This is a genomic window from Apilactobacillus kunkeei, from assembly GCF_001308195.1.
GTDB lineage: Bacteria > Bacillota > Bacilli > Lactobacillales > Lactobacillaceae > Apilactobacillus > Apilactobacillus kunkeei_C.
Genome location: NZ_JXDF01000017.1, coordinates 217437 through 242995, shown reverse-complemented (window position 1 = coordinate 242995; position 25559 = coordinate 217437). Strand labels below are relative to the sequence as shown.

Genomic DNA, 25559 nt, shown 5'->3' with positions numbered 1-25559 from the left:
TAAACTCCTCTCGTACTTTATTATTTAATAGTATTCTATTATTATTGATTTATGCAAGAAAAAAATAAGGTGGAATATTCAAGTGGACGATGTTTTAAAGGAAAACGAAAGAATAGATCAACTATATAGTAATGATATAAAGATAATTCAAAATCCCGAAGTGTTCTCATTCTCATTGGATGCGGTACTTTTGGCAGACTTTGCTAGGTTGCCCAAGAAGAGTACTTCAAAGACTGTCGATTTGTGTGCCGGCAATGGTGCAGTTGGGTTATTTATGTCACATAAAACCAATGGGCATATTTACGAAATTGAACTACAAGACAAACTGGCTGACATGGCAAAACGCAGTGTTAGTTTAAATAACTTAGACGACAAGTTGACCGTGATAAACGATGACCTTGATAATACATTTGATTATGTGGACAAGGATTCTGTTGACGTGATAACTTGTAACCCACCTTATTTTCCCGATTTAGAGGACAGTAAGAAGAATCCAAATCCATACCTAGCAATTGCTAGACATGAAATCACAACTAACTTAGACAAAATCCTAACCGTGTGTGAGGGACTTTTAAAGACAAACGCTAAAGCATTCTTTGTTTACCGTCCTGATCGCATGCTAGAACTATTTGATGCCATGCAATCTCACAATGTAATGCCAAAAAGGATTCAATACATTTATCCACGTGAGGGAAAAGAATCAAACATGATTCTAGTTGAAGGAATCAAAGCGGGGAAGAATGGTGGAACCAAGGTACTACCACCAATTTTTGTTTATAAAGATAATTCAAACGAATATACAGATTTTGTAAGGAAGATTTTATATGGAGAATAAGTTTTATATGTATGTTTTAAAGTGCGGGGATGATTCACTATATGGTGGATACACGACCGATTTGAAACATCGATTAGAACAACACCAAAGCGGAAAGGGTGCCAAGTACACCCGCAATCATTTACCAGTCGAAATGATATATTCCGAAAGTTTTGACAATAAACATGATGCTTTGAGTGCCGAGTATCATTTTAAACATCAGAGCAGAATTAAAAAGTTAGAATACCTAAATGAAAATGGGGTAAATTTATCTAAATACGGTCTAAGCCTTTAAGACACGGTGTTAAGTGTTATAATTCTAACTGTAACGATGAATATTTGGAGGTTTTTGTATTGAAAATTATTGCTTATGGAATCAGAAATGATGAAATGCCATATTTAAAAGAATGGGAACAAAAAAATCCGGAAGTAGAAGTAAAGGTTGAAACCAAATTACTTGATTCATCAACTGTTGAAGAAGCTAATGGATTTGATGGTGTGGTTGCTTACCAACAAAAACCATACACTAAAGAAATTTTAGATAAATTAGGTAGTTTTAACATCAAGTACCTATCACTAAGAAACGTTGGGGTAGATAACGTTGATGCTGATGCTGCAAAAGCAAATGGAATTACTGTAACAAACGTTCCAGCATATTCTCCAAATGCAATTGCTGAACTAGCAATTACTGAAATTATGAGATTACTAAGAAATACAAAACGTTTTGAAGACAAGCAACGTTCAGGTGACTTAAGATGGGCTCCTGAAATTGGTCAAGAATTAAACTCAAAGACCGTTGGTGTTTTCGGAACAGGTCGTATTGGTCACGTATTAGTTGATATCTGTCGTGGATTCGGCGCAAAGGTGATTGCATATGATCCATTCAGAAACCCTGAACTAGAAAAACAAGGTATCTACGTTGATACTCCAGACGATTTATACAAACAAGCTGATATCATTTCACTACACGCACCAGCCGTTAAGGAAAATGAACACATGGTAAACGACAAGACTTTATCAGAAATGAAAGATGGTTCATACATTATTAACGCTGCGCGTGGATCACTAATTGATACTGACGCGTTAATCAAGGCTTTAGATTCAGGTAAACTAGCAGGTGCTGCTTTGGATACTTATGAATCAGAAGTAGGTGTTTTCAATGTTAACTTTGATAGTTTCGATGATATCTCAGATGATCGTCTAAAGAACCTAATGAGCAGAGACAATGTTTTGATTACCCCACACATTGCTTTCTACACTGAAACAGCGGTTAGAAACATGGTTACTCTATCATTGGACGCTAACAGAGACCTTATCAACACAGGTAAATCAGATAAGATTGTTAAATTGTAATATTTAGCTTGATAAATGTTGGAGTTTAATATACAATAATATTCGGTATTTATTACCAATTCACACCTGTCATGACAACTCAGATAGTGCTATTTCTTGATAGTTTCTGAATTGATAGATTGACGGGGAGGAAAAAACTATTTTTGGAGGGCTATTAACATGGCTGTTATTTCTATGAAACAATTACTAGAAGCTGGTGTCCACTTCGGTCACCAAACTCGTCGTTGGAACCCTAAGATGAAGAAATACATCTTTACCCAACGTAATGGAATCTACATCATCGACTTACAAAAGACTGTTAAGATGATTGATTCAGCATACAACTTTATGAAGGATGAAGCTGCTAAGGGCGCTACTGTACTATTTGTTGGTACTAAGAAGCAAGCTCAAGACTCAATCCAAGAAGAAGCTGTACGTGCAGGTCAATACTACGTTAACCACCGTTGGTTAGGTGGAACTTTAACTAACTGGGACACTATCCAAAGCCGTATCAAGTACCTAAAGGATCTTAAGAAGATGGCTGAAGATGGTACTTTCGAAAGACTACCTAAGAAAGAAGTTGCTCTTCTAAAGAAGAAGACTGACAAGCTTGAAAAATTCCTTGGTGGTATCGAAGACATGCCTAAGATTCCAGATGTTATGTTCATCGTTGACCCTCGTAAAGAACAAATCGCTGTTCACGAAGCTCACAAGTTAAACATTCCTATCGTTGCTATGGTTGATACTAACACTGACCCAGATGACGTTGATGTTATTATCCCATCAAACGATGACGCTATTCGTGCCGTTCGTCTAATTACTGCTAAGATGGCTGACGCTATCATTGAAGGTAACCAAGGTGAAGAAAATGTTAGCGAAAGCACATTCGAAGACACTAAAGATGAAAATGAAAGTGAAGACAAGTAATATTTTTTAAATATTGATTTTGTTTGAACACTTAGGCTGACTCATGTTTTTGGACCGATAAGGCCTGGGATGAGTCGGCCTTTTTTAATATAAAACTTAAGGAGGCCATAACAATGGCAAAGATTACTGCTGCTCAAGTAAAAGAATTACGTGAAAAGACAAGTGTAGGTATGATGGATGCTAAGAAAGCTTTAGTTGCTTCAGATGGTGACGAAAAGAAAGCTCTAGAATACTTACGTGAAAAGGGTATCGCAAAAGCTGAAAAGAAGAGTGACCGTGTTGCCGCTGCTGGTTTAACTCGTGTTGTTACTCACGGTAACGATGCTGCTATCGTTGAAGTTAACGCTGAAACTGACTTCGTTTCAGGTAACGATGACTTCAAGAACCTAATTGATTTAATCGCAGCTAAGATTGTTGAAGCTAAGCCAGCTGATGTTGAAGCTGCTTTAGCACTTGACGTTGATGGTGAAACTGTTAACGACAAGATCATCAACACTACTCAAATTACTGGTGAAAAGATCACTCTACGTCGTTTCGTTGTTTTAACTAAGAACGATGACGAAAGCTTTGGTCACTACCTACACAACCAAGGTCTAATTGGTGCCTTAGTTCAAATTCAAGGTGTTGACGAAACTGTTGCTAAGCACGTTGCAATGCACATTGCTGCTACTAAGCCAGAATACCTAGACAGAAACGATGTTCCTCAAGACAGATTAGAAGCTGAAAGAGAAGAACTAAAGAAGGAAGCCCTACAAGAAGGCAAGCCTGAAAACATCGTAGAAAAGATGGTTGAAGGTCGTCTAAACAAGTTCCTTGCTGAAATTAGTTTAGCTGACCAAGAATTCGTTATGGACTCAGACAAGACTGTTGCTGAATACGTTAAGGAAAACGGCGGTCAACTAAAGGCCTTTGTTCGTTACGAAGTCGGTGAAGGTATCGAAAAAGAAGAAACTAACTTTGTTGACGAAGTTAACTCACAAATCAAATAATCAATGAAAAAGGATGCGGATACGTATCCTTTTTTTATACATATTTATAATTAAATAATTGCGGTTATAAACTGTTTTTAAATTTCATATTATGCTAAAATTAAATTAACGATCATGTAATGGAGGAAATTCGATGTCTGACTTAAAATATAAGCGTATTGTTTTAAAGCTAAGTGGTGAAGCACTTGCTGGTGATGAAGGTCACGGTATTAACCCACCTGTAATCAAGAAAATTGCGCAAGAAGTAAAAAATGTTTACGAACTAGGAATTCAAATTGCTATTGTTGTCGGTGGCGGTAACATGTGGCGTGGAGTAGCTGGTTCAAAAATGGGCATGGAAAGAACACAAGCTGATTACATTGGAATGTTAGCAACTGTTATGAATGGTTTAGCATTACAAGAAAACTTAGAATCACTTGGTGTTCCAACAAGAGTTCAAACCTCAATCGAAATGAGACAAATTGCTGAACCATATATTCGTAGAAAGGCAGTTCGTCATCTTGAAAAGAATCGTGTCGTTATCTTCTCTGGTGGTACAGGTAACCCATTCTTCTCAACAGATACAACTGCTGCTTTACGTGCTGCTGAAGTACATGCAGATGCTATTTTAATGGCTAAAAACGGAGTTGATGGTATTTACTCAGCTGATCCTAACAAGGATCCAAATGCTGTTAAATTTGATGAATTAACTCAAATGGATATCATTAACAAGAACCTACAAGTAATGGATACTACAGCAAGTTCATTATCAATGGACAACGATATTCCATTAGTAGTGTTTAACTTAAATGAATCCGGCAACATTGAAAAAGTTGTTAAGGGTGAAAAAATCGGAACTACAGTTAAGGGGAAATAAAGTATGGCAACTCAAAATGAAATTTTAGATACAGCAAAAGACAAGATGCAAAAGTCAATTGCATCATTAAGACAAGAATTAGCAAGTATTAGAGCAGGTCGTGCTAACGCCAGTCTATTAAACGGTGTTACTGCTGAATACTATGGTGCACCAACACCATTAAACCAAATTGCTTCAATCACTGTTCCTGAAGCTAGAGTTATTATGGTTACTCCATATGACAAATCAGCTCTAGATGATATTGAAAAGGGAATCCTTGAAGCTGATATTGGTATTAACCCAGCTAACGATGGTGATAACATTCGTTTAGTTGTTCCACAACTAACTGAAGAACGTAGAAAAGAAATTTCTAAGAAGGTTAAGGCTGCCGGTGAACAAGGTAAAGTCGCTATTAGAAATGTACGTCGTGAAGCTATGGACGCTGTAAAGAAGGGTAACAAGAACGATGACTTTACAGATGATGAAACTCACGCACTAGAAGATAAGGTTCAAAAGTTGACAGATTCACAAATCAAAGATTTAGATGACGTTATTGCTGCCAAAGAAAAGGAAGTACTAAACGGATAAACTAATAAAAGGGGATGTCACCATGCAAGAACAAGAAGTTACACCAGGTACAGAGGAATTCAATAAGATGGTTTTCAAACTATCTGAAAGTATGAACGATGATACCAAGCAAGCATTGTCTTACAATGGTAATCAACTTGAAGAAATTCAAGATGGAATCTATGTTATGCCGGTATATGTTACTGACGATTTCAACATCTTTTTTGTGGTTTCACAATTAATTGAAGATGATTGGATTGTTGCGTTTACTGAAGCAACAATTGAAAATGAAACTGAAATTACAGATTTAAGTGATCCAATTCCTACGGGTGAAGGATTAAATCTTTTAGGTGAACATAGTCCAAACGACGCTAACCAATTATTAAAATATTTCGAAACTTTAGTAGAAGCTAAACGTGGCGAATGGAGATTAATCCAATAAAATAACTTTACAAATGTGGGATGAGGATTGTTTCTCATCCTTTATTTGTACTAATAGGCGAGGTATATATGTTTAAGTTTAAGAAAAAAACTACCACAGAACTTGACTACAATAATATTCCCAAACATATTGCCATTATCATGGATGGAAATGGAAGATGGGCCCAACAAAGACATTTGCCAAGAATTGCTGGACATAAAAAGGGAATGAACGTTGTAAAGGACATTACAAAAGCAGCTAGTGATTTAGGTGTGAAGGCATTAACTTTATACGCCTTTTCTACCGAAAACTGGAAACGTCCGGATCAAGAAGTTAACTACTTGATGGATTTACCAGAGAAATTTTTCTCTACTTTTGTACCAGATTTAGTAAAGAATAACGTTAGAGTTAACGTTATGGGATATGTAGATCAATTACCTAAGTCTACACAAAAGGCCATCAATGATGCTGTTGAGGACACTAAGAAATGCGATGGAATGATTTTGAACTTTGCTTTAAACTATGGAAGCCAGGACGAAATCGTTACAGCAGTTCAAAAGATTGCTCAAAAGGTATCTGACGGAAGTTTAAATGTCGATGACATTAATAAGGACGTCGTTAGTGAAAATTTAATGACTTCATCACTTGGAGAATTTGCTAACCCAGATTTATTGATTAGAACAAGTGGGGAAGAAAGATTATCTAACTTCTTATTATGGCAAGTTGCATACAGTGAATTCATATTTGATGACACTAAATGGCCTGACTACACTAAAGAAGATTTAATGAAATGTATTGCCAAGTTCCAAGGACGTCATCGTCGTTTTGGGGGATTAAAAAACAAGTAACATTAGGAGATTATTATGAAAACAAGAGTATTAACGGCAATTATTGCCTTATTATTATTTGTGCCAATAGTTTTATTGGGTGGCATTTTTATTCAAATTGGAGCAATTGCTTTAGGAATTGTTGCGATGTCTGAAGTACTAATCATGAAGAAAAAGTTAGTAATTTCACCAGAAGCAATCCTATCATTTATTGGTGTAACTTTATTAATTGCACCAAGTAACTGGTTCAATGGTCTACCATCATTTCTATCAGTTAACTTTTTGTTCTATTTAGTAGTAATGCTATTGATGTTAAGAAATGTTGTTACTAAGAACATTTTTTCATTTGATGATGCTGGTGTGATTACACTTGCAATGCTATACATTGGAATGGGCTTCCATTACTTTATTGCTGCTAGACATGTTGGTATTGCGGTATTATTCTACGCACTATTTATCGTTTGGTTAACTGACTCAGGTGCTTACATTTTCGGTAAGCAATTCGGTAAACACAAGTTAGCTCCACATGTAAGTCCTAATAAGACATGGGAAGGTTCAATCTGTGGATCATTATTAGCAACTATCATTGCTACTGCATGGATGTATTACTTCTCAGTTGGTCATACATCACTACTTGTTGCTGTTATCGTAACTCTTGTATTATCAATTGCTGGTCAATTTGGTGATTTAGTTGAATCAGCTCTTAAGAGATACTACCAAGTTAAAGATTCTGGAAAGATTTTACCTGGACACGGTGGAATTTTAGACAGATTTGATAGTTTACTATTTGTTTTGCCACTTCTTCACCTATTTGGCATTATTTAGATGTAAAGGAGTGATTTAATTGATTATCACAATACTAGCTTTCGTTATTGTTTTTGGAATTTTAGTGTTTGTTCATGAATTTGGCCACTTTATCGTTGCCAAAAGATCAGGAATAATGGTTAGAGAATTTTCTATTGGAATGGGTCCGAAGATTTTCTTTTATCGTCACAATCAAACCACGTATACAATTCGTATTCTTCCTTTAGGTGGATATGTTCGAATGGCTGGGATTGCCGATAACGATTCACAGGAACTAGATCCTGGTACTCCAGTTACACTTAAATTTAATGAACAAAATGAAGTTATTTTAATTAATACCAGCCAAAAACAAAAGACTTTAGACGGTCTACCTCTTGAAGTTTCAAATGTTGATCTTGAACACGAGTTATTTATCGAAGGTTACCAAGATAACAATGAAGATGTTAAGAGATTTAAAGTCAATCATGATGCGTTAATGGTGGAACACGACGGAACAAAGGTCCAAATTGCTCCTGAGGATGTTCAATTCCAAAACGCACCAGTATTCAAAAAATTAATAACCAATGCTGCTGGAATTGTTAATAACGTGATTCTAGCAATTGTTGCATTTACAATTTTGACATTCATGCAAGGTGGAGTAGCTTCAAATCAAAATACAGTTACCCCAATTCAAGGACATTCTGTTGCAAGGAATGCCGGAATTAAGAGTGGTGACAGAATTGTTAAAGTTGATAATCAAAAGACCAACAATTGGAATGAAATAAGCTCAGCAATTCAAGCTAGACCAGATCAAAAGTTAACCTTAGTTATTAAAAGAGATGGTCAAATTAAAATAATTAAATTAACCAGTGAATCACAAAAGAACAATGGAAAAAAATATGGATTGCTTGGAGTTAAAAACACTGTCGATTCTAGTTTTACAACCAAGTTGTTCTCTGGTTTTACCAGAACATGGAACATGACTAAGCAACTTGTGTCTGAATTAGCTTACATGGTAACTGGTCACTTTAGCTTAAACGACTTAGGTGGACCGGTTGCAATCTATGCTTCCACATCACAAGCTACTAAGTTAGGACTACAAGGAGTTGTTTACTTTATCGCATTCTTATCAATTAACTTAGCGATTATGAATTTAATTCCAATTCCGGTCCTAGATGGTGGTAAAATATTAATGAACATAATTGAGGCCGTTAGAAGAAAACCAACTTCTGAAAAAGTTGAAACAATTGTTACACTTATTGGTTTTGCATTCTTAGTTGTATTAATGCTACTGGTAACAATTAACGACATTCAAAGATACTTTATCCATTAAGAACATATTTAAGGAGATTTTTATGAAGCAATCAAAAATGTTAATCCCAACGCTAAAAGAAGCGCCAAAGGGTGCTGAAGCTCTTAGTCATAAGTTAATGTTAAGAGCTGGATACATTAAGCAAATTTCAGCAGGGATGTACGCATACTTGCCTTTGGCATACAAAGTAATTTCAAAAATTGAAAACATCATTCGTAAGGAAATGGACGAAATCGACGCGAATGAAACTCTTATGCCGGCAGTATTACCTGCAGAGCTTTGGGAAAAATCAGGAAGATTACAAACTTACGGTCCAGCTTTATTTAAGCTAAAGAACAGACATGACACTGATTTCATTCTAGGACCAACTCACGAAGAAACTTACACAGAAATCATTCGTGACTCAGTTAAGTCATATAAAAAACTTCCTTTAGTGTTATACCAAATTCAACCAAAATATAGAGATGAAGAACGTCCAAGAAACGGTTTACTACGTGGACGTGAATTTATCATGAAAGATGGTTACTCATTCTCAATTGATGATGCGGACCTAGATCGTATCTACAACCAAATGGAAGATGCTTACCGTAAGATTTTCGACCAAGTTGGTTTAGATTACCGTACTATCATTGGTGATGGTGGTGCCATGGGTGGTTCAGATTCAATCGAATTCTCTGCACCAGCTGCTGTTGGTGAAGATACCATCGTTTACTCAGACGATAGCGAATATGCTGCTAACCTTGAAATGGCTAAGAGCATGTACGTTCCTGAAAAGTCTAACGAAACTCAAAAAGACTTAGAAAAGATTAGTACTCCAAACGTGAAATCAATCGAAGATGACGTGGAACTATTAGACACAGATGCTTCAAACGTTATTAAGAGTGTTCTATTCATTGCTGACGAAAAACCAGTGATGGTTTTAGTTAGAGGTGATCACGAAGTTAACGACGTTAAGGTTAAGGGTCAACTTGGTGCTTCATTCTTTGACTTGGCAAATGATGAACAAATCAAAGAATTCACTAACACATCAAGAGGATACGTTGGTCCATTTAACCTAGATGAATCTGTAACTGTACTAGCAGATAACTACGTTAAAGACATGACTAATGCATTTGCTGGTGCCAACGAAGATGGTTACCACTTTGCTAACGTTAACCCTGAACGTGACTTTGAAAACGTTACTTACGGTGACTTTAGAGAAGTTGAAGAAGGTGAAATCTCACCAGACGGTTCAGGTGTATTGAAGTTCACTCGTGGTATTGAAATTGCTCATATCTTCAAGCTAGGAACTAGATACTCAAAGGACTTAGATGCAAACGTCTTGGATGAAAATGGTCGTCAAAAACCAGTTGTAATGGGTTGTTACGGTATCGGTATTAGTAGATTACTAACTGCTATTGCTGAACAACAAGCTGATGACAATGGTTTAATTTGGCCTAAGTCAATTTCACCATTCGACATTCACTTGATTCCTGTTAACACAAAGGATGAAACTCAAGTTAGTGTTGCTGATGGTATTGAAAAAGAACTTAAGGATGAAGGCTTTGATGTTTTAACTGATGACAGAAAAGAAAGAGCCGGAGTTAAGTTTGCCGATTCAGATCTAATTGGATTACCAATCAGAGTTACTGTTGGTAAGAAGGCTAGTGAAGGAATCGTAGAAATAAAGATTAGAAAAACTGGCGAAACTGTTGAAGTTAAGCAAGAAGAAGTTGTTAACACTGTAAAAATCTTACTTAAAGATTTGAAATAAAAAAAGGGTCAGTTGAAGAGACTGACCTTTTTTAGCTGACTTAGGATGGAGGTATTAGATTGTCTAACCAAGAAGAATTATTTACAAAATTATTGAATCAATTACAGTTAAAAGACCAAATTGATTCCGATAATTTTAAAGGCGGTCAGATTGAGAAGATTGATATCCACAAACGTTCCAAAATTTGGGAATTCCACCTTACACTTCCACGAATTTTAGATTACGAAGTCTTCTTGGATTTTTATAGTCGTATGCAAGCGACTTTTGATGAAATCGCTACTACTAAAATTAATATCAAAGCAAACTACAATCAATTTGATAACAAGCAATTAGGCAATTATTGGGAATGGATTGTTAAACATGCTGATATCACTGATGCTATTAAAAATGAACTATTAAGACGTGATGCACCAAAGATCGTTGATCATAAAATCGAACTTAGTGCTGATAACGAAATTGTTAAGAACTTTCTTGTGGACAAAGCAGTTAGTCCAATTGAAGATTTGTATGAACGATTAGGTTTTCCAAACTTTACCATCTCTGTTTTTGTTGATGAAACTGCTTCTCAAGAAAAAATCAAAGATTTTAAAGCTGAAAAGGAAAAGAAGGATGCTGAGTTAGCTCAAAAGGCGATGCAAGCAATCCAAGAATCATCTGCTAAACGTCAAAAGAACTCAAAAAATGCAGTTCCAAAGGGTAAAGTACAAATCGGTAAGAAGATTAAGGATGACCTAGAAGTTACTAAACTCGTTGATATCGTTCAAGAAGAAAAACTAGTGATTGTAAATGGTCACATCTTTAGTAAGGAAATTCGTTCACTTAGATCAGGTCGTCAATTGATGATCTTAAAGATTACCGATTATTCATCATCAATCGAAGTTAAGAAGTTCTCTAATAACGAAAACGATGAAGCTAACTTTGCCGCATTGCAAGAAGGCGATTGGATTAAGGTTCGTGGTGGTATCCAAGAAGATAACTACAGTCACGAATTAACATTGAATGCTTATGACATTAATCCATTACATCATGAAGGTCGTCACGATGACGCAGAAGAAAAACGTGTTGAATTACATCTACACACTAAGATGAGTCAAATGGATGCAACTAACAGTATTGAAGAATACGTGGCTAGAGCTAAAGAATGGGGTCACCCGGCATTAGCGATTACCGACCACGCTGCTGTTCAAGGTTTCCCATTTGCCTATACTGCTGCACAAAAGAATGACATTAAGATGCTATATGGTGTTGAAGCAAACGTTGTAGATGACGGTGTTCCAATTACATTTAACGAAGATGACCGTGATTTAGCAGATGCTACTTACGTTGTTTTCGATATTGAAACAACTGGTCTTTCTGCAATTTACGATAAGGTAATCGAAGTTTCAGCCGTTAGAATGCAACATAATAACGTCTTGGACCAATTTGAAGAATTTATTGATCCTGGTTTCCACTTATCAGACTTTACGACTGAACTTACATCTATCACTGATGATATGGTTAAAGGTTCTAAGTCTGAAGAAGAAGTCTTTAAGTTGTTTAGAGAATTCTGTGGCGACTCAATCGTTGTAGGGCACAACGTTACTTTTGACGTTGGCTTTATGAACGTTGGTTATCAAAGATATGGGATGGAAGAAATTCAAAACCCAATCATTGATACATTGCCATTGGCTCGTTTCTTATATCCAAACTACAAGAGCTATCGTTTGAACACATTGGCTAAGAAGTTTGACGTTGCTTTGGAACACCATCACCGTGCCGTATATGATGCAGAAACAACAGGTCATTTGAATTACTTGTTCATCAAGGATGCCGAAGAACGTTACAACATTACTAAGGTAAATCAACTAAATGAACACATGTCCGATAATGATGCATATAAACATGCGCGTCCATTCCACGCTATCTTGATGGCTCAAACACAGGCTGGATTAAAGAACATGTTTAAGTTGGTTTCATTATCCAATGTTGAATACTTCTATAGAGTGCCAAGAATTCCACGAAGTGTGCTTGAAAAGTACCGTGAAGGAATATTAGTTGGTTCTGCTTGTGCAAACGGTGAAGTATTCACCGCAATGCTACAAAAAGGTAAAGAAGAAGCCGAAAAGAAGGCTGAATTCTATGATTATCTAGAAGTTCAACCAAGTGCAGCTTATCAACCAATGATTGATTCAGAATTAATCCATGGTAAGAAGCACCTACAAGAATTAGTACAAAACATGGTTGATATGGGTCATGAAATGAATAAACCGGTTGTTGCAACTGGGGATGTTCATTACATGGATCCACAAGACTATATTTACCGTAAGATTTTGATTCATTCACAAGGTGGGGCTAACCCATTAAATAGACAAGAATTACCTAAGGTACCATTCTTAACCACAGACGAAATGTTGAGTGATTTTGAATACTTAGGTGAAGATGTCAGCAAGGAAATCGTTGTTGATAATACCCAAAAGATTGCCAACATGGTTGATGATGGAATTCATCCGGTCTTAGATCGACTATACACACCTCACATGAAGGGTGCCGAAGATGAAATTAGAAACTCAACAATGGATATGGCCCATAAACTATACGGTGATCCACTACCTGAATTAATTCAGGCACGTTTGGACCGTGAGTTGAAGAGTATTATTGGTAACGGATTCTCAGTTATTTACTTAATCGCTAAGCGTCTTGTAGCAAAGAGTAACAAGGATGGATATCTGGTAGGTTCCCGTGGTTCCGTTGGTTCCAGTTTGGTAGCCACAATGGCGGGGATTACTGAAGTTAATCCATTGCCACCACACTATCGTTGTCCGAACTGTAAATACTCTAAGTTCTTTACTAAGGGTGAATATGGTTCAGGATACGATTTACCACATGAAAACTGTCCAGAATGTGGAACGTTAATGATTGGTGACGGTCATAATATTCCGTTCGAAACATTCCTTGGATTTAGTGGGAACAAGGTTCCAGATATTGATTTGAACTTCTCTGGTGACTATCAACCAATCGCCCATAACTACCTAAAGGTGTTGTTCGGTGAAAATAACGTATACCGTGCCGGAACCATCGGTACTGTTGCGGATAAGACCGCTTATGGATACGTAAAGGCATACGAAAGAGATACTCAACAAACTATTCGTTCTGCCGAAATTGATCGTCTATCAAAGGGTGATACTGGTGTTAAGAGAACGACCGGACAACATCCGGCCGGAATTATTATCGTTCCTGACGATATGGATATCTTTGATTTCACACCAATCCAATATCCTGCCGATGATCAAAACGCGGCTTGGGAAACTACCCACTTTGATTTCCATTCTATCCATGACAACATCTTGAAGATGGATGTGCTGGGACATGATGACCCAACTATGATCAGAATGCTTCAAGATTTATCAGGAATTGATCCTCAATCAATCCCAATGGATGACCCGGGAGTTATGGGACTATTTTCCGGTACAGATACAATTGGTGTAACTCAAGATCAAATCCAATCAAAGACAGGGACACTAGGAATTCCTGAGTTTGGTACCAAGTTCGTTAGAGGGATGCTAGAACAAACTAATCCGGCAAACTTCTCACAACTACTACAAATTTCAGGTCTATCCCATGGTACCGACGTTTGGTTAGGAAACGCCGACGAATTAATCAAGGAAGGTAAAGCAACCATCGCCAACGTTATTGGTTGTCGTGATAACATCATGACGGACTTGATTAACTGGGGACTAGATTCAGAAACATCATTCCAAATCATGGAATATGTTCGTAAGGGTCGTGGAATTAAGGACGAATGGCAAAAGAAAATGCACGAAGCCAACATTCCACAATGGTACATTGATTCATGTCTAAAGATTAAGTACATGTTCCCACGTGCCCATGCGGCAGCCTATGTTTTAATGGCGTTACGTGTGGCTTACTTTAAGGTGTACTTCCCATTGGTATACTACTGTGCATACTTCTCAGTTAGAGCCGATGACTTTGATATCGTTTCAATGTGTCATGGTAAGGAAGCTGTTAAGGCCAAGATGAAAGAAATTAACGATCTTGGAAACGACGCATCTGCCAAGGATAAGAACCTATTAACTGTTCTTGAATTAGCCAACGAAATGATTGAAAGAGGTTTCGAATTCGAAATGGTTGATTTAAACCGTTCCGATGCCGAACAATGGTTAATTGATGGTAACAAGTTAATTGCACCATTTAGAGCCATTCCTGGTCTTGGCTTAAACGTTGCTAAACAAATCGTTGCAGCGCGTGAAGATAAAGAATTTATCTCTAAAGAAGACTTATCCAAACGTGGAAAGGTTTCTAAGAAGTTAATCGAATTTATGACAGAAAATCATATCATCGATAACTTACCTGATGAAAACCAATTAAGTTTATTTGATATGATGTAGTATGTATTGAACAATCTCAGATAGTATGGTATGATACATTATGATTTATATCTGAGAGAAAGGAGTGAGCAGAAATGCTCGCTCTTTTTATTGGATTTTTTTAGGAGGCGTATCATTGAGCGAAGTTACAGAAATGGTAAAAGAAGTAGTAACTCCAATTCTAGATAGTCATGACTTTTATTTATATGACATCGAATTTGTAAAAGAAAGCAAGAATTGGTATTTAAGGGTTTATGTCGATAAGGACGGCGGTATCAATATTGAAGACTGTGCGTTAGTATCTGACGAACTAAGTGAAAAATTAGATTCAATGGATCCGGATCCAATTCCACAAGCTTACTTTCTAGAAGTCTCATCTCCAGGAGCTGAAAGACCTCTAAAGAAACCAGAAGATTATGAAAAAGCTGTTAATGAATACATTCATGTTTCATTGTATGCACCAATTAACGGTGAAAAAGTCTATGAAGGGACTTTAAAAGAATTAAGCGAAGATGAATTAGTTTTGACTGTTAATTTAAAAGGTCGAATTAAGGATCTAACAATACCAAGAAAATCAATTGCCAAAGCAAGATTAGCAATTAAATTTTAGCTAAGGGAGACAATCAAAAATGAGTAAAGAACTTTTAGGTGCACTAGATGCCCTAGAAAATGACAAAGGGATTTCTAAAGAAACTGTTATTGATGCTTTAGAAGCTGCATTAACTTCAGCATACAAGAGAAACTACAACCAAGCACAAAACGTTGAAGTTGCTTTTGACGACAAGAAGGGTAACATCCATGTTTACGCCGTTAAGACTGTTGTTGAAGATGTAGTTGACCCAAGACTAGAATGCAGTCTATCAGATGCATTACAATTAAACCGTGGTTACGAATTAGGTGACGAAATTAAGTTTGAAGTTACTCCTAAGAACTTTGGTAGAATCGCTGCTCAAACTGCAAAACAAGTTATTATGCAAAGAGTTAGAGAAGCTGAAAGAACAATTGTTTACAACAAGTACAGCAAGTACCAAGACGAACTAATCACTGGTGAAATCGAACGCCAAGACGATCGTTTTGTATATGTTGATTTAGGTAAGGTTGAAGCAGTTATGCCTAAGAACGACCAAATGCCAAATGAAACATACAGACCACAAGACAGAATCAAGGTTTACGTTAACCGTGTTGAAGACGCTACTAAGGGTCCTCAAATCTTCGTTAGTCGTACCGCTCCTGGTTTATTAAAACGACTATTTGAAGAAGAAGTTCCTGAAATTTACGACGGAACTGTTGAAGTTGTATCAATAGCAAGAGAAGCCGGAGACCGTGCTAAGGTAGCCGTTAGATCTAACAACGATGATATCGACCCAGTTGGTACAACTGTTGGACCAAGAGGTCAACGTGTTCAAACTATCGTTAATGAATTAGGTGGCGAAAACATGGACATCGTTCAATGGACTGAAGATCCTGCCGAATTCATTGCTAATTCATTAAACCCATCAGAAGTAGTTGATGTTATCTTTGATGAAGAAAATGAACGTGCATGTACAGTTATCGTACCTGACTACCAACTATCATTAGCAATTGGTAAGCGTGGACAAAACGCACGTCTAGCTGCTAAGTTGACTGGTTACAAGATTGATATCAAGTCTGAATCAGAAGCTGATGGTCTAACTGAAGACGTCCAAGAAGATAGTGACGACGCAATCGATAACGAATAATAACAAGTTTAAGGAGTGTTAATTCAATGAGAACAAGAAAAATTCCAATGAGAAAAGATATTGTTACTGGTGAAATGGCTCCCAAGAAAGATTTAGTTAGAATCGTTAAGGACAAAGAAAATAACGTTACTATCGATGAAACTGGAAAAAAATCAGGTAGAGGGGCATACGTTTCAATTGACGTAAAAGTCGCACAAAAAGCCAAGGATGAAAAGAAACTAAACGAAGTATTTTCAGTTGACTTAAGTGATGAATTTTACGATGATTTAATTGCTTACGTAGACCACAAACAAGCCAGAAAAGAACTTTTCGAAAATGACAAATAAAGAACAAATATTAAACTTTATTGGTTTAGCAAAGCGAGCCGGAAAGATAACTACTGGTGAAGACATATTGCTCAACGCAATCAAGAAGAATAAAATTAAATTTCTGATTATCGCTACTGACTCTGGAAAAGCCAGCTTGAAGAAATTTACAGATAAGGCAAATTCATATAACATTCCTACCAATCAAATGTTTACTAAAGTAGAGATAAGTGATGCAATTGGGATGCCGCGGAACATTATTGGGATCGCAGACAATGGATTTGCCAAACGTTTGAAAGAAATGACAAATTAATTGTAAAGGAACGTGATGGTATGGGTAAGAAAAGAATTTATGAGTTATCTAAAGAGATAAATGTAGCTAGTAAGACAATTATTGATGAAGCAAAGAAAAAGGGATATGACGTTAAAAATCATATGTCAGGTCTAGATGCTAACGAAGAAAAGGCTATCAGAGACCACTTTGCTCCAAAGAAAAAGCCGGTTAATGCAACCAAACCAGCTAACAATAATTCTAAGAAACCTGCCGAAAAGCCACACAAGACTTTAAACAAAAATTCTAACAATAAGGCAAAGCAATCTATGAACAATAACAACAGTAATAACAGTAACAACATAAACAAACCAAATAACAATGGTTCTTCAAACTTCAAAAAGGGTGTTAAGAAGAACAAGAAGAAATTCAACAAGAAAAACAACCGTGGTAACAACAAGTTTGCTGGTATGTACACTAAGAACCAACGTATCAGACAGAACCACAAGAACAACAAAGCGCCAGAAAGAAAAGAACGTCCATTGCCAGAAACATTGGTATACACAGTTGGTATGAACGCTCAAGAAATCGGTAAGATTATCCATAGAGAACCAGCTGAAATCGTTAAGAAGTTATTCCTATTAGGAGTAATGGTTAACCAAAACGTTTCATTGGATAAGGATACAATCGAACTTCTAGCTGCTGACTACGGTATTAAGGCTGAAGAAAAGGTTGAAGTAAACGTTTCTGATATCGATAAGATCTTCGAAGAAGAAGCAGAAAACACTGACTACCTAGAAGACCGTGCACCAGTTGTTACTATCATGGGACACGTTGACCATGGTAAGACAACATTATTGGATTACTTGAGAAACTCACACATCACTGCTGGTGAAGCTGGTGGAATTACTCAAGCAATCGGTGCCTACCAACTTGAAAGAAACGGTAAGGTTATCACATTCTTGGATACTCCAGGACATGCTGCCTTTACTGCTATGCGTGCTCGTGGTGCTGATATCACTGATATCACAATCCTAGTTGTTGCCGCAGATGATGGTGTTATGCCACAAACAATTGAAGCTATCGACCATGCTAAGGCCGCTAAGACTCCAATTATCGTTGCAATTAACAAGATTGATAAACCAGGTGCAAACCCTAACCACGTTATCGAACAACTAGCAAGTTACGAATTGATCCCAGAAGACTGGGGTGGTGACACTATCTTCGTTGAACTATCAGCTAAGATGGGTACCAACGTTGATGAATTACTAGACATGATTCTTCTACAATCAGACGTGATGGAATTAAAGGCTAACCCTAAGCAACATGCTGCCGGTTCAGTTATTGAAGCTCGTCTAGATCGTGGTAGAGGTCCAGTTGCAACATTACTTGTTCAACAAGGTACTATGCATGTCGGTGATCCAATCGTAGTTGGTGACACATTCGGTCGTGTTAGAACTATGACTAACGAAAAGGGTAAGGACTTAGATGGTGCTAAACCATCAACTCCTATCGAAATTACTGGTTTAAACGATGTTCCAGAAGCTGGGGACCGTTTCGTAGTATTCGATGATGAAAAAACTGCCCGTGCAGCCGGTGAAGAAAGAGCTAAGGAAGCTCAAATGGAAGAACGTAAGAAGAACAACAGTGTTACTTTGGATAACTTATTCGAATCTCTAAAAGAAGGAGAAATGAAGGAAGTTGCCGTAATTATTAAGGCTGACGTTCAAGGTTCTGTTGAAGCACTTGCATCAAGTCTACAAAAGATTGATGTTGAAGGTGTTAAGGTTAACATCGTCCACAGTTCTGTTGGTGCAATTAACGAAAGTGATATTGCATTGGCTGAAGCAAGTAACGCTATCATCGTTGGATTTAACGTTCGTGCTACTCCACAAGCTAAGGCTCAAGCTGAAACTGATAACGTTGACATTCGTCTACACCAAGTTATCTACGATGCTATTGATGAAGTAGAATCAGCAATGAAGGGTATGCTAGCACCTAAGTACAAAGAAGAAGTTACTGGTGAAGTTGAAGTAAGACAACTTTACAAAGCTTCTAAGATTGGTACAATTGCAGGTGGAATGGTTACCGATGGTGTAATTAAACGTGACAGTAAGATTCGTTTAATCCGTGATAACGTTGTTATCTACAACGGTGAACTAAATAGTTTGAAGCGTTTCAAAGATGATGCTAAGGAAGTTAAGCAAGGATTTGAATGTGGACTTACTATTGAAAACTACAACGACATCAAGGAAGGTGACGTTGTAGAAGCCTACGAAATGAAAGAAGTTCCTGCTAAGTAAAGGAGTGAATTGATATGGCTCAATACAGAGTTGGAAGACTAGAACAAGAAATTCAAAAAGAAGTTAATGACATCTTATTAAAACGTGTGAGAGATCCACGAGTTCAAGGTGTAACCATTACTGGTGTTGACGTAACTGGTGACTTACAACAAGCTACTATTTACTACAGCATCTTATCTGATAACGATAATGATGAAGAAACTACCCAAAAAGGTTTGGATAAGGCAACATCATTAATCAGAGGTGAATTAGGTTCTCGTTTGAGTATCTACCGTACACCTGAATTAACATTCAAATTAGATGAATCAATTCAATATGGAAGTAAGATTGATCAATTAATCAACAAATTAAAACGAGAAGATCGTTAATAAAAAAAGAACCCGTAACTGATGTTATGGGTTCTTTTTGTTTGCTCTGATTTAGTGAAAAAAGGCGTCTATGATATAATTTAAGATATAAATAACATCTGAGGAGTCGTGTAATATGGACGGAATTATCCCATTATATAAAGAAAAGGGTATGACCAGTTTTGCCTGCGTTAGTCAATTACGAGGCATTTTAAAAATGAAACGAATTGGTCACAGTGGAACACTAGATCCAAACGTAGAAGGAGTTTTACCAATTTGTTTAGGGAAGGGTACCAAAATAGTCGAATACCTAATGAACTCAGGAAAGGTATATCAAGGCAGCATTACCTTAGGTTTTGATACCACAACCGAAGATTTAGACGGTGAAGTGGTCAGTACTAAACCACTAGAAAAGCCACTAACAGACGATGAAATTAATGAACTACTTAACAGTTTTGTTTCTGAAGATTTAATTCAAATTCCACCAATGTATTCAGCCGTGAAGGTTAATGGAAAAAGACTTTATGAATACGCCAGAAATGGTGAGGAAGTAGAACGTCCAGAAAGACATGTTCAAATTCATTACTTTAAACAAATCAAAGACAGCATTTATGATAAAGACAAAAAACAACAAACTATCTTCTTTGAAGTTGGTTGTGGTAAGGGAACCTATGTAAGAACGCTTGCTGTTGACTTTGGTAAAAAGATTGATATGCCAGCTGTGATGTCTAGTTTAACTAGAATTAAGAGTGGTGGTTTTACAATTGAAGATACTTTTAAGATTAGCGAAGTAAAATCAGCCGTAGAAAATGGCACTATCGATGACATCGTTAAATCAATTGATTACGCATTGACCGACTTTAAGCATGTTGAACTAAACGAAAGCCAATGGAAGATCGTCCAAAATGGTGGTTTCTTGGATTTAGGTGTTTTAGGTATAAATGACGATAAATGTGTGTTAACGTTTAACAACGAAGTTAAGGCTTTGTACTTCTATGATCAAAACAAACAAATTTACAAACCAGAAAAAATGTTTAGCAATCAATAATCGAAAGGCATGAAATTATGGAAATAATCAAATTACATCATCCATTGAGTTCCGATTTTCATCAATCAGAAAAGCTAGTTTTAGCAATGGGCTATTTCGATGGAATTCACTTAGGCCATCAAAAGGTATTGGAAAAAGCGCGCGATATTGCCATGCAAAAGAACCTACCTTTGGCAGTATTAACTTATGACCATAAACCTGCTGTAGTATATAAACAATTATCACCACATGATAGAAGAAACATCATTATGTCAGACAGCAAAAATGAAATGTTTGAATCATTGGGTGTTAATAAGGTGTTCGTTGTTAACTATAGTTTTAGTTTTCAAAACCAGACACCACAAGAATTTGTTGATAACTACCTAGTTAGATTTAATGCCGACACCGTAGTTGCCGGAACGGATCATACTTATGGTGCCAAGGACGCAACAATGGACTTACTACCAAATTATGCAAAAGATCGATTTGATGTAGTTGCCGTGGACTTGGCAGATTATCAATTAGAAAAAATCAGTTCAACTAGAATTAGAAAGAACCTTGACGAAGGTCACATTCAAACAGTGAACCATTTAATGGGAAGACCATTTCAAACTGGTGGAACTGTTGTCCATGGCTTTGCCCGTGGTCGTGAATTGGGCTATCCAACAGCCAACATCGAACACGATGAACTACAATGGCTACCAACTATCGGTGTCTACGTAGTTGATGTGTTTATCGGTGAAAAAAAGTATCATGGGATGGCTTCAATTGGGCGTAACGTTACCTTTGGTGATAAGAATCCAATTACAGTAGAAATTAATATTTTAGACTTTAATGACAATATATATGGTGAAGTATTAAAGGTAGATTGGCTATACCGTATTCGTGGTGAAGTGAAGTTTGAAGGGATTGATAAGCTAATTAAGCAACTTCAATCTGACGAAGATTTCACACGTCAATATTTTGAAAATAACTAGTCTTTTTCTTGACTTATATAGATGGCTTTGGTAAATTAATAATTGTGGTTAGCACTTAACACAGATGACTGCTAAAGGTGCTAATCGATAAGGAGTGATCGGGTATGCTTACTGAAAGAGAAAAAATGATTTTGAAAATCATCGTTAATGATTACACAAAATCAGGTGTTCCTGTTGGTTCAAAGGCATTATCCAGTCAATTACCAATACATGTCAGTTCAGCAACCGTTAGAAATGAAATGGCATTTCTAGAAGAGATTGGTTTAATTACCAAAAATCATTCTTCATCGGGACGTGTTCCATCAATCGAAGGTTATCGCTACTATGTTGATAACTTGTTGAATCCAAATCCAATTGATAACAGTGATATGATGATTATTCAAAATTCACTATCAGGAAGATTTAGACAAATTGATGAAATCGTTCAACAATCAGCTGACATTCTATCTAACTTAACAAATTACACTGCATTGACTTTAAAGCCGGAACAAGAAACAACTCCCGTTTTGGGGAGCTTTCGTTTAGTTCCACTTGGTAATCATAAGGTGATGGCAATTCTAATCACTGATAATGATGAAGTTGTTAACCAGGTTTTCCATATTGATGGTGACTTGGGTGGTGACAAGTTAGATGCCGTTGTCAGAATGATCAATGACAAGTTAGCAGGGAAGCCTTTAGACGAAGTTATCACTAAGTTGAAGACAGAAATCGTACCTGAAATTCTCAAGTACGTTAAGAACCCTGATAGCTTAGTTCAAACTCTTGATGATGTTTTGATGCAAGCTTCTACTAATCAGTTTTATATCGGTGGTGAATTGAATCTATTGAGTTTTACTGATAATAATGACATCAGTTATCTAAAGCCAATTTACTCATTGTTAAATGATACTGATGATGCTGCGAAGTTCATCAAGAGTTCAGATAATTCAATTTCCGTTCAAATTGGACCGGAATTAAGCAATGATCTATTAAAGGATTACAGTATTATTACTGGTTCCTATGATGTTGGACCATATGGAAAGGGTGTTATCGCCGTTCTAGGTCCTACTAGGATGCCATATTCTAGAGTAATTGGAATCGTTGATGGATTTAGAAATGAATTATCAAAGAAACTGAGAAATTATTATGATAAATATAATCAGTAAAAGGAGGCATTCATTTGGCTAGCAAGAAGGATGATGAAAAAGACCTAGAAAAAGCAACTTCAAAGAAAGAAGCTGCTAAGGACAAAGGCGCCGACAAAAAGAAGGACGCTAAGAAAGATAAAAAGGATTCATTAGAAAAGCAAGTTGAAGAACTTCAACAACAAGTTGAAGATTTCTCTGACAAGTATCTTCGTGCTGAAGCAGAAATGCAAAACATGCAAACACGATTCAAGCGTGAACGTGCAGATATCTACAAGTATGATGGTCAAAAACTAGCAACTAGTATCTTACCTGCAATGGATAACTTGGAACGTGCATTGGGTGTTGAAGTTTCAGATGATAGTGGAAAGCAATTAAAACAAGGTGTTGAACTTGTTCTAAAGCATTTCAACAAAGCATTATCTGAAAATGGCATTGAAGAAATTGATGTCTTAAACAAACCATTTGACCCAAGCGAGTGTCAAGCGGTTCAAACAGTTCCTGCAGATGATGATCATCCAGCAGACACTGTTGTAGAAATTTTACAAAAAGGCTACAAACTAGCTGATCGTGTTATTCGACCATGCATGGTTGTAGTTGCTCAATAAAAAAATAATCAAGGAGATAATAAATTATGGCAAGTAATAAAATTATCGGTATCGATTTAGGTACTACTAACTCAGCTGTTGCTGTTCTTGAAGGTAAAGAACCAAAAATCATTACTAATCCAGAAGGTTCACGTACAACTCCATCTGTTGTTGCATTTAAAGATGGCGAACCACAAGTTGGTGAAGTTGCTAAGCGTCAAATGATCACTAACCCAAACACCATTGCTTCAATTAAGAGTCACATGGGTGAAGAAGGTTACACTGTAGATGTTGATGGTAAGAAGTACACTCCACAACAAATCTCAGCAATGATCCTACAATACATCAAGGGATTCGCTGAAGACTACTTAGGTGACACTGTTAGCGAAGCTGTTATCACTGTTCCTGCATACTTCAATGACTCACAAAGACAAGCAACTAAGGATGCTGGTAAGATTGCTGGTTTAGATGTAAAACGTATCATCAACGAACCAACTGCTGCATCATTAGCTTACGGTCTAGACAAGCAAGACAAAGACGAAAAAGTTCTTGTATATGACCTTGGTGGTGGTACTTTTGATGTTTCCGTTCTTGAATTAGGTGACGGTGTATTCCAAGTACTATCAACTAATGGTGATACTCACTTAGGTGGGGATGACTTTGATAAGAGAGTTATGGACTACCTAGTAGAACAATTTAAGAACGAAAATGGCATCGACTTATCACAAGACAAGATGGCATTACAAAGACTAAAGGATGCTGCTGAAAAGGCTAAGAAGGATCTATCAGGTGTTACTGAAACTGAAATCAGTCTTCCATTCATTGCATCAGGTGAAAATGGACCCCTTCACTTACAAACTACACTATCACGTGCTAAGTTTAACGAATTAACTTCTGATTTAGTTGATAAGACTAAGGTTGCTTTTGACAACGCACTAAAGGATGCTGGACTAAGCACTTCAGATATTGATGAAGTTATCTTAAACGGTGGTTCAACTCGTATCCCAGCTGTTCAAGAAGCTGTTAAGAGCTGGACTGGTAAGGAACCAAACCACTCAATCAATCCTGACGAAGCTGTTGCTCTAGGTGCCGCTGTTCAAGGTGGTGTACTAACAGGTGATGTTAAGGACGTTGTATTACTTGATGTTACTCCACTATCATTAGGTATCGAAACTATGGGTGGTGTGTTCACTAAGTTAATTGATAGAAACACAACTATTCCAACTTCTAAGTCACAAGTATTCTCAACTGCTGCTGATAATCAACCAGCCGTAGATATCCATGTTCTACAAGGTGAACGTCCAATGGCAGCTGACAACAAGACTTTAGGTCAATTCCAATTAACTGACATTCCTGCTGCACCTCGTGGTGTTCCTCAAATCGAAGTTAAGTTTGATATTGATAAGAATGGTATCGTAAACGTTTCTGCTAAGGATAAAGGTACTGGTAAGGAACAAAAGATTACCATCAAGGATTCAAACGGTCTATCAGATGATGAAATCAACCGTATGATGGATGAAGCTAAGAAGAACGAAGAACAAGACAAGAAGCGTAAAGAAGAAGTTGATTTGAAGAACGAAGTAGATCAATTAATCTTCCAAACTGACAAGACTCTAAAAGATGTTGAAGGTAAGGTTTCTGAAGATGAAATCAAGAAGGCTAAAGAAGCTGAAGATGCATTGAAGAAGGCTAAAGAAGACAACAACTTAGACGAAATGAAGGCTAAGAAGGATGATTTGAGTCAACAAGTTCAAGCACTTGCTGTTAAGTTATACCAACAACAACAAGAACAAGGTTCAGATCAACAAGGTAACGCAAACGATTCATCAGATAACAAGGGTAAAGACGACAACACTGTTGACGGCGATTTCCATGAAGTTCATGATGATGACAAAAACAATAAGTAATTAGATTACTTTAAAAGGGTCAAAGTCTGACTTGTTGGGCTTTGACCTTTTATTTCAAAATGAATATTA

The 25559-nt window shown here is 36.9% G+C and carries 24 protein-coding genes; all 24 read left to right on the top strand.

Annotation, left to right across the window (positions count from 1 at the left end; translation table 11 throughout):
- Positions 1-82: 82 nt before the first annotated feature.
- Positions 83-835 (top strand): tRNA1(Val) (adenine(37)-N6)-methyltransferase, encoded by a 753-nt coding sequence (locus RZ78_RS04325; RefSeq protein WP_034533998.1) that lies wholly within the window; start codon positions 83-85, stop codon positions 833-835.
- Positions 825-1109, top strand: coding sequence for a GIY-YIG nuclease family protein (locus RZ78_RS04320; RefSeq protein WP_053791840.1), 285 nt, complete (start codon positions 825-827; stop codon positions 1107-1109). Before RZ78_RS04325 ends, RZ78_RS04320 begins: the two co-directional genes overlap by 11 nt.
- A gap of 59 nt (positions 1110-1168) precedes the next feature.
- On the top strand, positions 1169-2167 hold the full coding sequence (locus RZ78_RS04315; protein WP_054608233.1) for a D-2-hydroxyacid dehydrogenase: 999 nt from the start codon (positions 1169-1171) through the stop codon (positions 2165-2167).
- Between the two features lie 159 nt (positions 2168-2326).
- Positions 2327-3073, top strand: a complete 747-nt coding sequence (gene rpsB / locus RZ78_RS04310; protein WP_034533994.1) for a 30S ribosomal protein S2 — start codon at positions 2327-2329, stop codon at positions 3071-3073.
- 113 nt (positions 3074-3186) lie between these two features.
- Positions 3187-4062: a translation elongation factor Ts gene (tsf, locus tag RZ78_RS04305; protein WP_053791839.1), complete on the top strand. Its 876-nt coding sequence runs from the start codon at positions 3187-3189 to the stop codon at positions 4060-4062.
- Between the two features lie 133 nt (positions 4063-4195).
- Positions 4196-4918, top strand: a complete 723-nt coding sequence (gene pyrH, locus RZ78_RS04300; protein WP_041152361.1) for a UMP kinase — start codon at positions 4196-4198, stop codon at positions 4916-4918.
- Positions 4919-4921: 3 nt separating this feature from the next.
- Positions 4922-5485, top strand: coding sequence for a ribosome recycling factor (frr, locus tag RZ78_RS04295; protein WP_041152360.1), 564 nt, complete (start codon positions 4922-4924; stop codon positions 5483-5485).
- Positions 5486-5507: 22 nt separating this feature from the next.
- Entirely contained in the window at positions 5508-5906 is a 399-nt protein-coding gene (locus RZ78_RS04290; RefSeq protein WP_034531688.1) for a hypothetical protein, read from the top strand.
- 68 nt (positions 5907-5974) lie between these two features.
- Positions 5975-6733: an isoprenyl transferase gene (locus RZ78_RS04285; RefSeq protein ID WP_054608232.1), complete on the top strand. Its 759-nt coding sequence runs from the start codon at positions 5975-5977 to the stop codon at positions 6731-6733.
- A 15-nt stretch (positions 6734-6748) separates the two neighbouring features.
- Positions 6749-7537: a phosphatidate cytidylyltransferase gene (locus RZ78_RS04280; protein ID WP_053791837.1), complete on the top strand. Its 789-nt coding sequence runs from the start codon at positions 6749-6751 to the stop codon at positions 7535-7537.
- 19 nt (positions 7538-7556) lie between these two features.
- A complete protein-coding gene (gene rseP / locus RZ78_RS04275; protein ID WP_054608231.1) occupies positions 7557-8828 on the top strand; it encodes an RIP metalloprotease RseP in 1272 nt (423 codons plus the stop codon).
- A gap of 22 nt (positions 8829-8850) precedes the next feature.
- Complete coding sequence (locus tag RZ78_RS04270) at positions 8851-10560, top strand: proline--tRNA ligase (RefSeq protein ID WP_054608230.1); 1710 nt, start codon at positions 8851-8853, stop codon at positions 10558-10560.
- Positions 10561-10619: 59 nt separating this feature from the next.
- Positions 10620-14945, top strand: coding sequence for a PolC-type DNA polymerase III (locus RZ78_RS04265; RefSeq protein ID WP_054608229.1), 4326 nt, complete (start codon positions 10620-10622; stop codon positions 14943-14945).
- A 115-nt stretch (positions 14946-15060) separates the two neighbouring features.
- Positions 15061-15534: a ribosome maturation factor RimP gene (gene rimP, locus RZ78_RS04260; RefSeq protein WP_054608228.1), complete on the top strand. Its 474-nt coding sequence runs from the start codon at positions 15061-15063 to the stop codon at positions 15532-15534.
- A gap of 19 nt (positions 15535-15553) precedes the next feature.
- Positions 15554-16642, top strand: a complete 1089-nt coding sequence (nusA, locus tag RZ78_RS04255) for a transcription termination factor NusA (protein ID WP_053792782.1) — start codon at positions 15554-15556, stop codon at positions 16640-16642.
- 26 nt (positions 16643-16668) lie between these two features.
- Positions 16669-16968 carry an RNase P modulator RnpM gene (gene rnpM / locus RZ78_RS04250; RefSeq protein WP_034531674.1) on the top strand — a complete coding sequence of 100 codons (300 nt, stop codon included), beginning with the start codon at positions 16669-16671 and terminating at the stop codon, positions 16966-16968.
- On the top strand, positions 16958-17260 hold the full coding sequence (locus RZ78_RS04245) for a L7Ae/L30e/S12e/Gadd45 family ribosomal protein (RefSeq protein WP_054608227.1): 303 nt from the start codon (positions 16958-16960) through the stop codon (positions 17258-17260). The genes rnpM and RZ78_RS04245 overlap by 11 nt, the downstream gene beginning before the upstream one ends.
- Positions 17261-17280: 20 nt before the next feature.
- A complete protein-coding gene (gene infB / locus RZ78_RS04240) occupies positions 17281-19521 on the top strand; it encodes a translation initiation factor IF-2 (protein WP_054608226.1) in 2241 nt (746 codons plus the stop codon).
- A gap of 14 nt (positions 19522-19535) precedes the next feature.
- Positions 19536-19889 carry a 30S ribosome-binding factor RbfA gene (gene rbfA / locus RZ78_RS04235; protein ID WP_041152352.1) on the top strand — a complete coding sequence of 118 codons (354 nt, stop codon included), beginning with the start codon at positions 19536-19538 and terminating at the stop codon, positions 19887-19889.
- 115 nt (positions 19890-20004) lie between these two features.
- On the top strand, positions 20005-20916 hold the full coding sequence (truB, locus tag RZ78_RS04230) for a tRNA pseudouridine(55) synthase TruB (RefSeq protein ID WP_054608225.1): 912 nt from the start codon (positions 20005-20007) through the stop codon (positions 20914-20916).
- A 17-nt stretch (positions 20917-20933) separates the two neighbouring features.
- Entirely contained in the window at positions 20934-21872 is a 939-nt protein-coding gene (gene ribF, locus RZ78_RS04225; protein ID WP_054608224.1) for a riboflavin biosynthesis protein RibF, read from the top strand.
- A gap of 104 nt (positions 21873-21976) precedes the next feature.
- Positions 21977-23017: a heat-inducible transcriptional repressor HrcA gene (gene hrcA / locus RZ78_RS04220; protein ID WP_054608223.1), complete on the top strand. Its 1041-nt coding sequence runs from the start codon at positions 21977-21979 to the stop codon at positions 23015-23017.
- Between the two features lie 14 nt (positions 23018-23031).
- On the top strand, positions 23032-23604 hold the full coding sequence (gene grpE, locus RZ78_RS04215) for a nucleotide exchange factor GrpE (RefSeq protein ID WP_171819660.1): 573 nt from the start codon (positions 23032-23034) through the stop codon (positions 23602-23604).
- A gap of 26 nt (positions 23605-23630) precedes the next feature.
- Positions 23631-25490, top strand: a complete 1860-nt coding sequence (gene dnaK / locus RZ78_RS04210; RefSeq protein WP_054608222.1) for a molecular chaperone DnaK — start codon at positions 23631-23633, stop codon at positions 25488-25490.
- Positions 25491-25559 lie beyond the last annotated feature (69 nt).

Bases quoted from the DNA above. Each gene is read 5' to 3' on its own strand.
- RZ78_RS04320 (WP_053791840.1), top strand. From the start codon at position 825: ATGGAGAATAAGTTTTATATGTATGTTTTAAAGTGCGGGGATGATTCA.
- rpsB (WP_034533994.1), top strand. From the start codon at position 2,327: ATGGCTGTTATTTCTATGAAACAATTACTAGAAGCTGGTGTCCACTTC.
- tsf (WP_053791839.1), top strand. From the start codon at position 3,187: ATGGCAAAGATTACTGCTGCTCAAGTAAAAGAATTACGTGAAAAGACA.
- pyrH (WP_041152361.1), top strand. From the start codon at position 4,196: ATGTCTGACTTAAAATATAAGCGTATTGTTTTAAAGCTAAGTGGTGAA.
- frr (WP_041152360.1), top strand. From the start codon at position 4,922: ATGGCAACTCAAAATGAAATTTTAGATACAGCAAAAGACAAGATGCAA.
- RZ78_RS04290 (WP_034531688.1), top strand. From the start codon at position 5,508: ATGCAAGAACAAGAAGTTACACCAGGTACAGAGGAATTCAATAAGATG.
- RZ78_RS04285 (WP_054608232.1), top strand. From the start codon at position 5,975: ATGTTTAAGTTTAAGAAAAAAACTACCACAGAACTTGACTACAATAAT.
- RZ78_RS04280 (WP_053791837.1), top strand. From the start codon at position 6,749: ATGAAAACAAGAGTATTAACGGCAATTATTGCCTTATTATTATTTGTG.
- RZ78_RS04270 (WP_054608230.1), top strand. From the start codon at position 8,851: ATGAAGCAATCAAAAATGTTAATCCCAACGCTAAAAGAAGCGCCAAAG.
- nusA (WP_053792782.1), top strand. From the start codon at position 15,554: ATGAGTAAAGAACTTTTAGGTGCACTAGATGCCCTAGAAAATGACAAA.
- rnpM (WP_034531674.1), top strand. From the start codon at position 16,669: ATGAGAACAAGAAAAATTCCAATGAGAAAAGATATTGTTACTGGTGAA.
- RZ78_RS04245 (WP_054608227.1), top strand. From the start codon at position 16,958: ATGACAAATAAAGAACAAATATTAAACTTTATTGGTTTAGCAAAGCGA.
- infB (WP_054608226.1), top strand. From the start codon at position 17,281: ATGGGTAAGAAAAGAATTTATGAGTTATCTAAAGAGATAAATGTAGCT.
- rbfA (WP_041152352.1), top strand. From the start codon at position 19,536: ATGGCTCAATACAGAGTTGGAAGACTAGAACAAGAAATTCAAAAAGAA.
- truB (WP_054608225.1), top strand. From the start codon at position 20,005: ATGGACGGAATTATCCCATTATATAAAGAAAAGGGTATGACCAGTTTT.
- ribF (WP_054608224.1), top strand. From the start codon at position 20,934: ATGGAAATAATCAAATTACATCATCCATTGAGTTCCGATTTTCATCAA.
- hrcA (WP_054608223.1), top strand. From the start codon at position 21,977: ATGCTTACTGAAAGAGAAAAAATGATTTTGAAAATCATCGTTAATGAT.
- dnaK (WP_054608222.1), top strand. From the start codon at position 23,631: ATGGCAAGTAATAAAATTATCGGTATCGATTTAGGTACTACTAACTCA.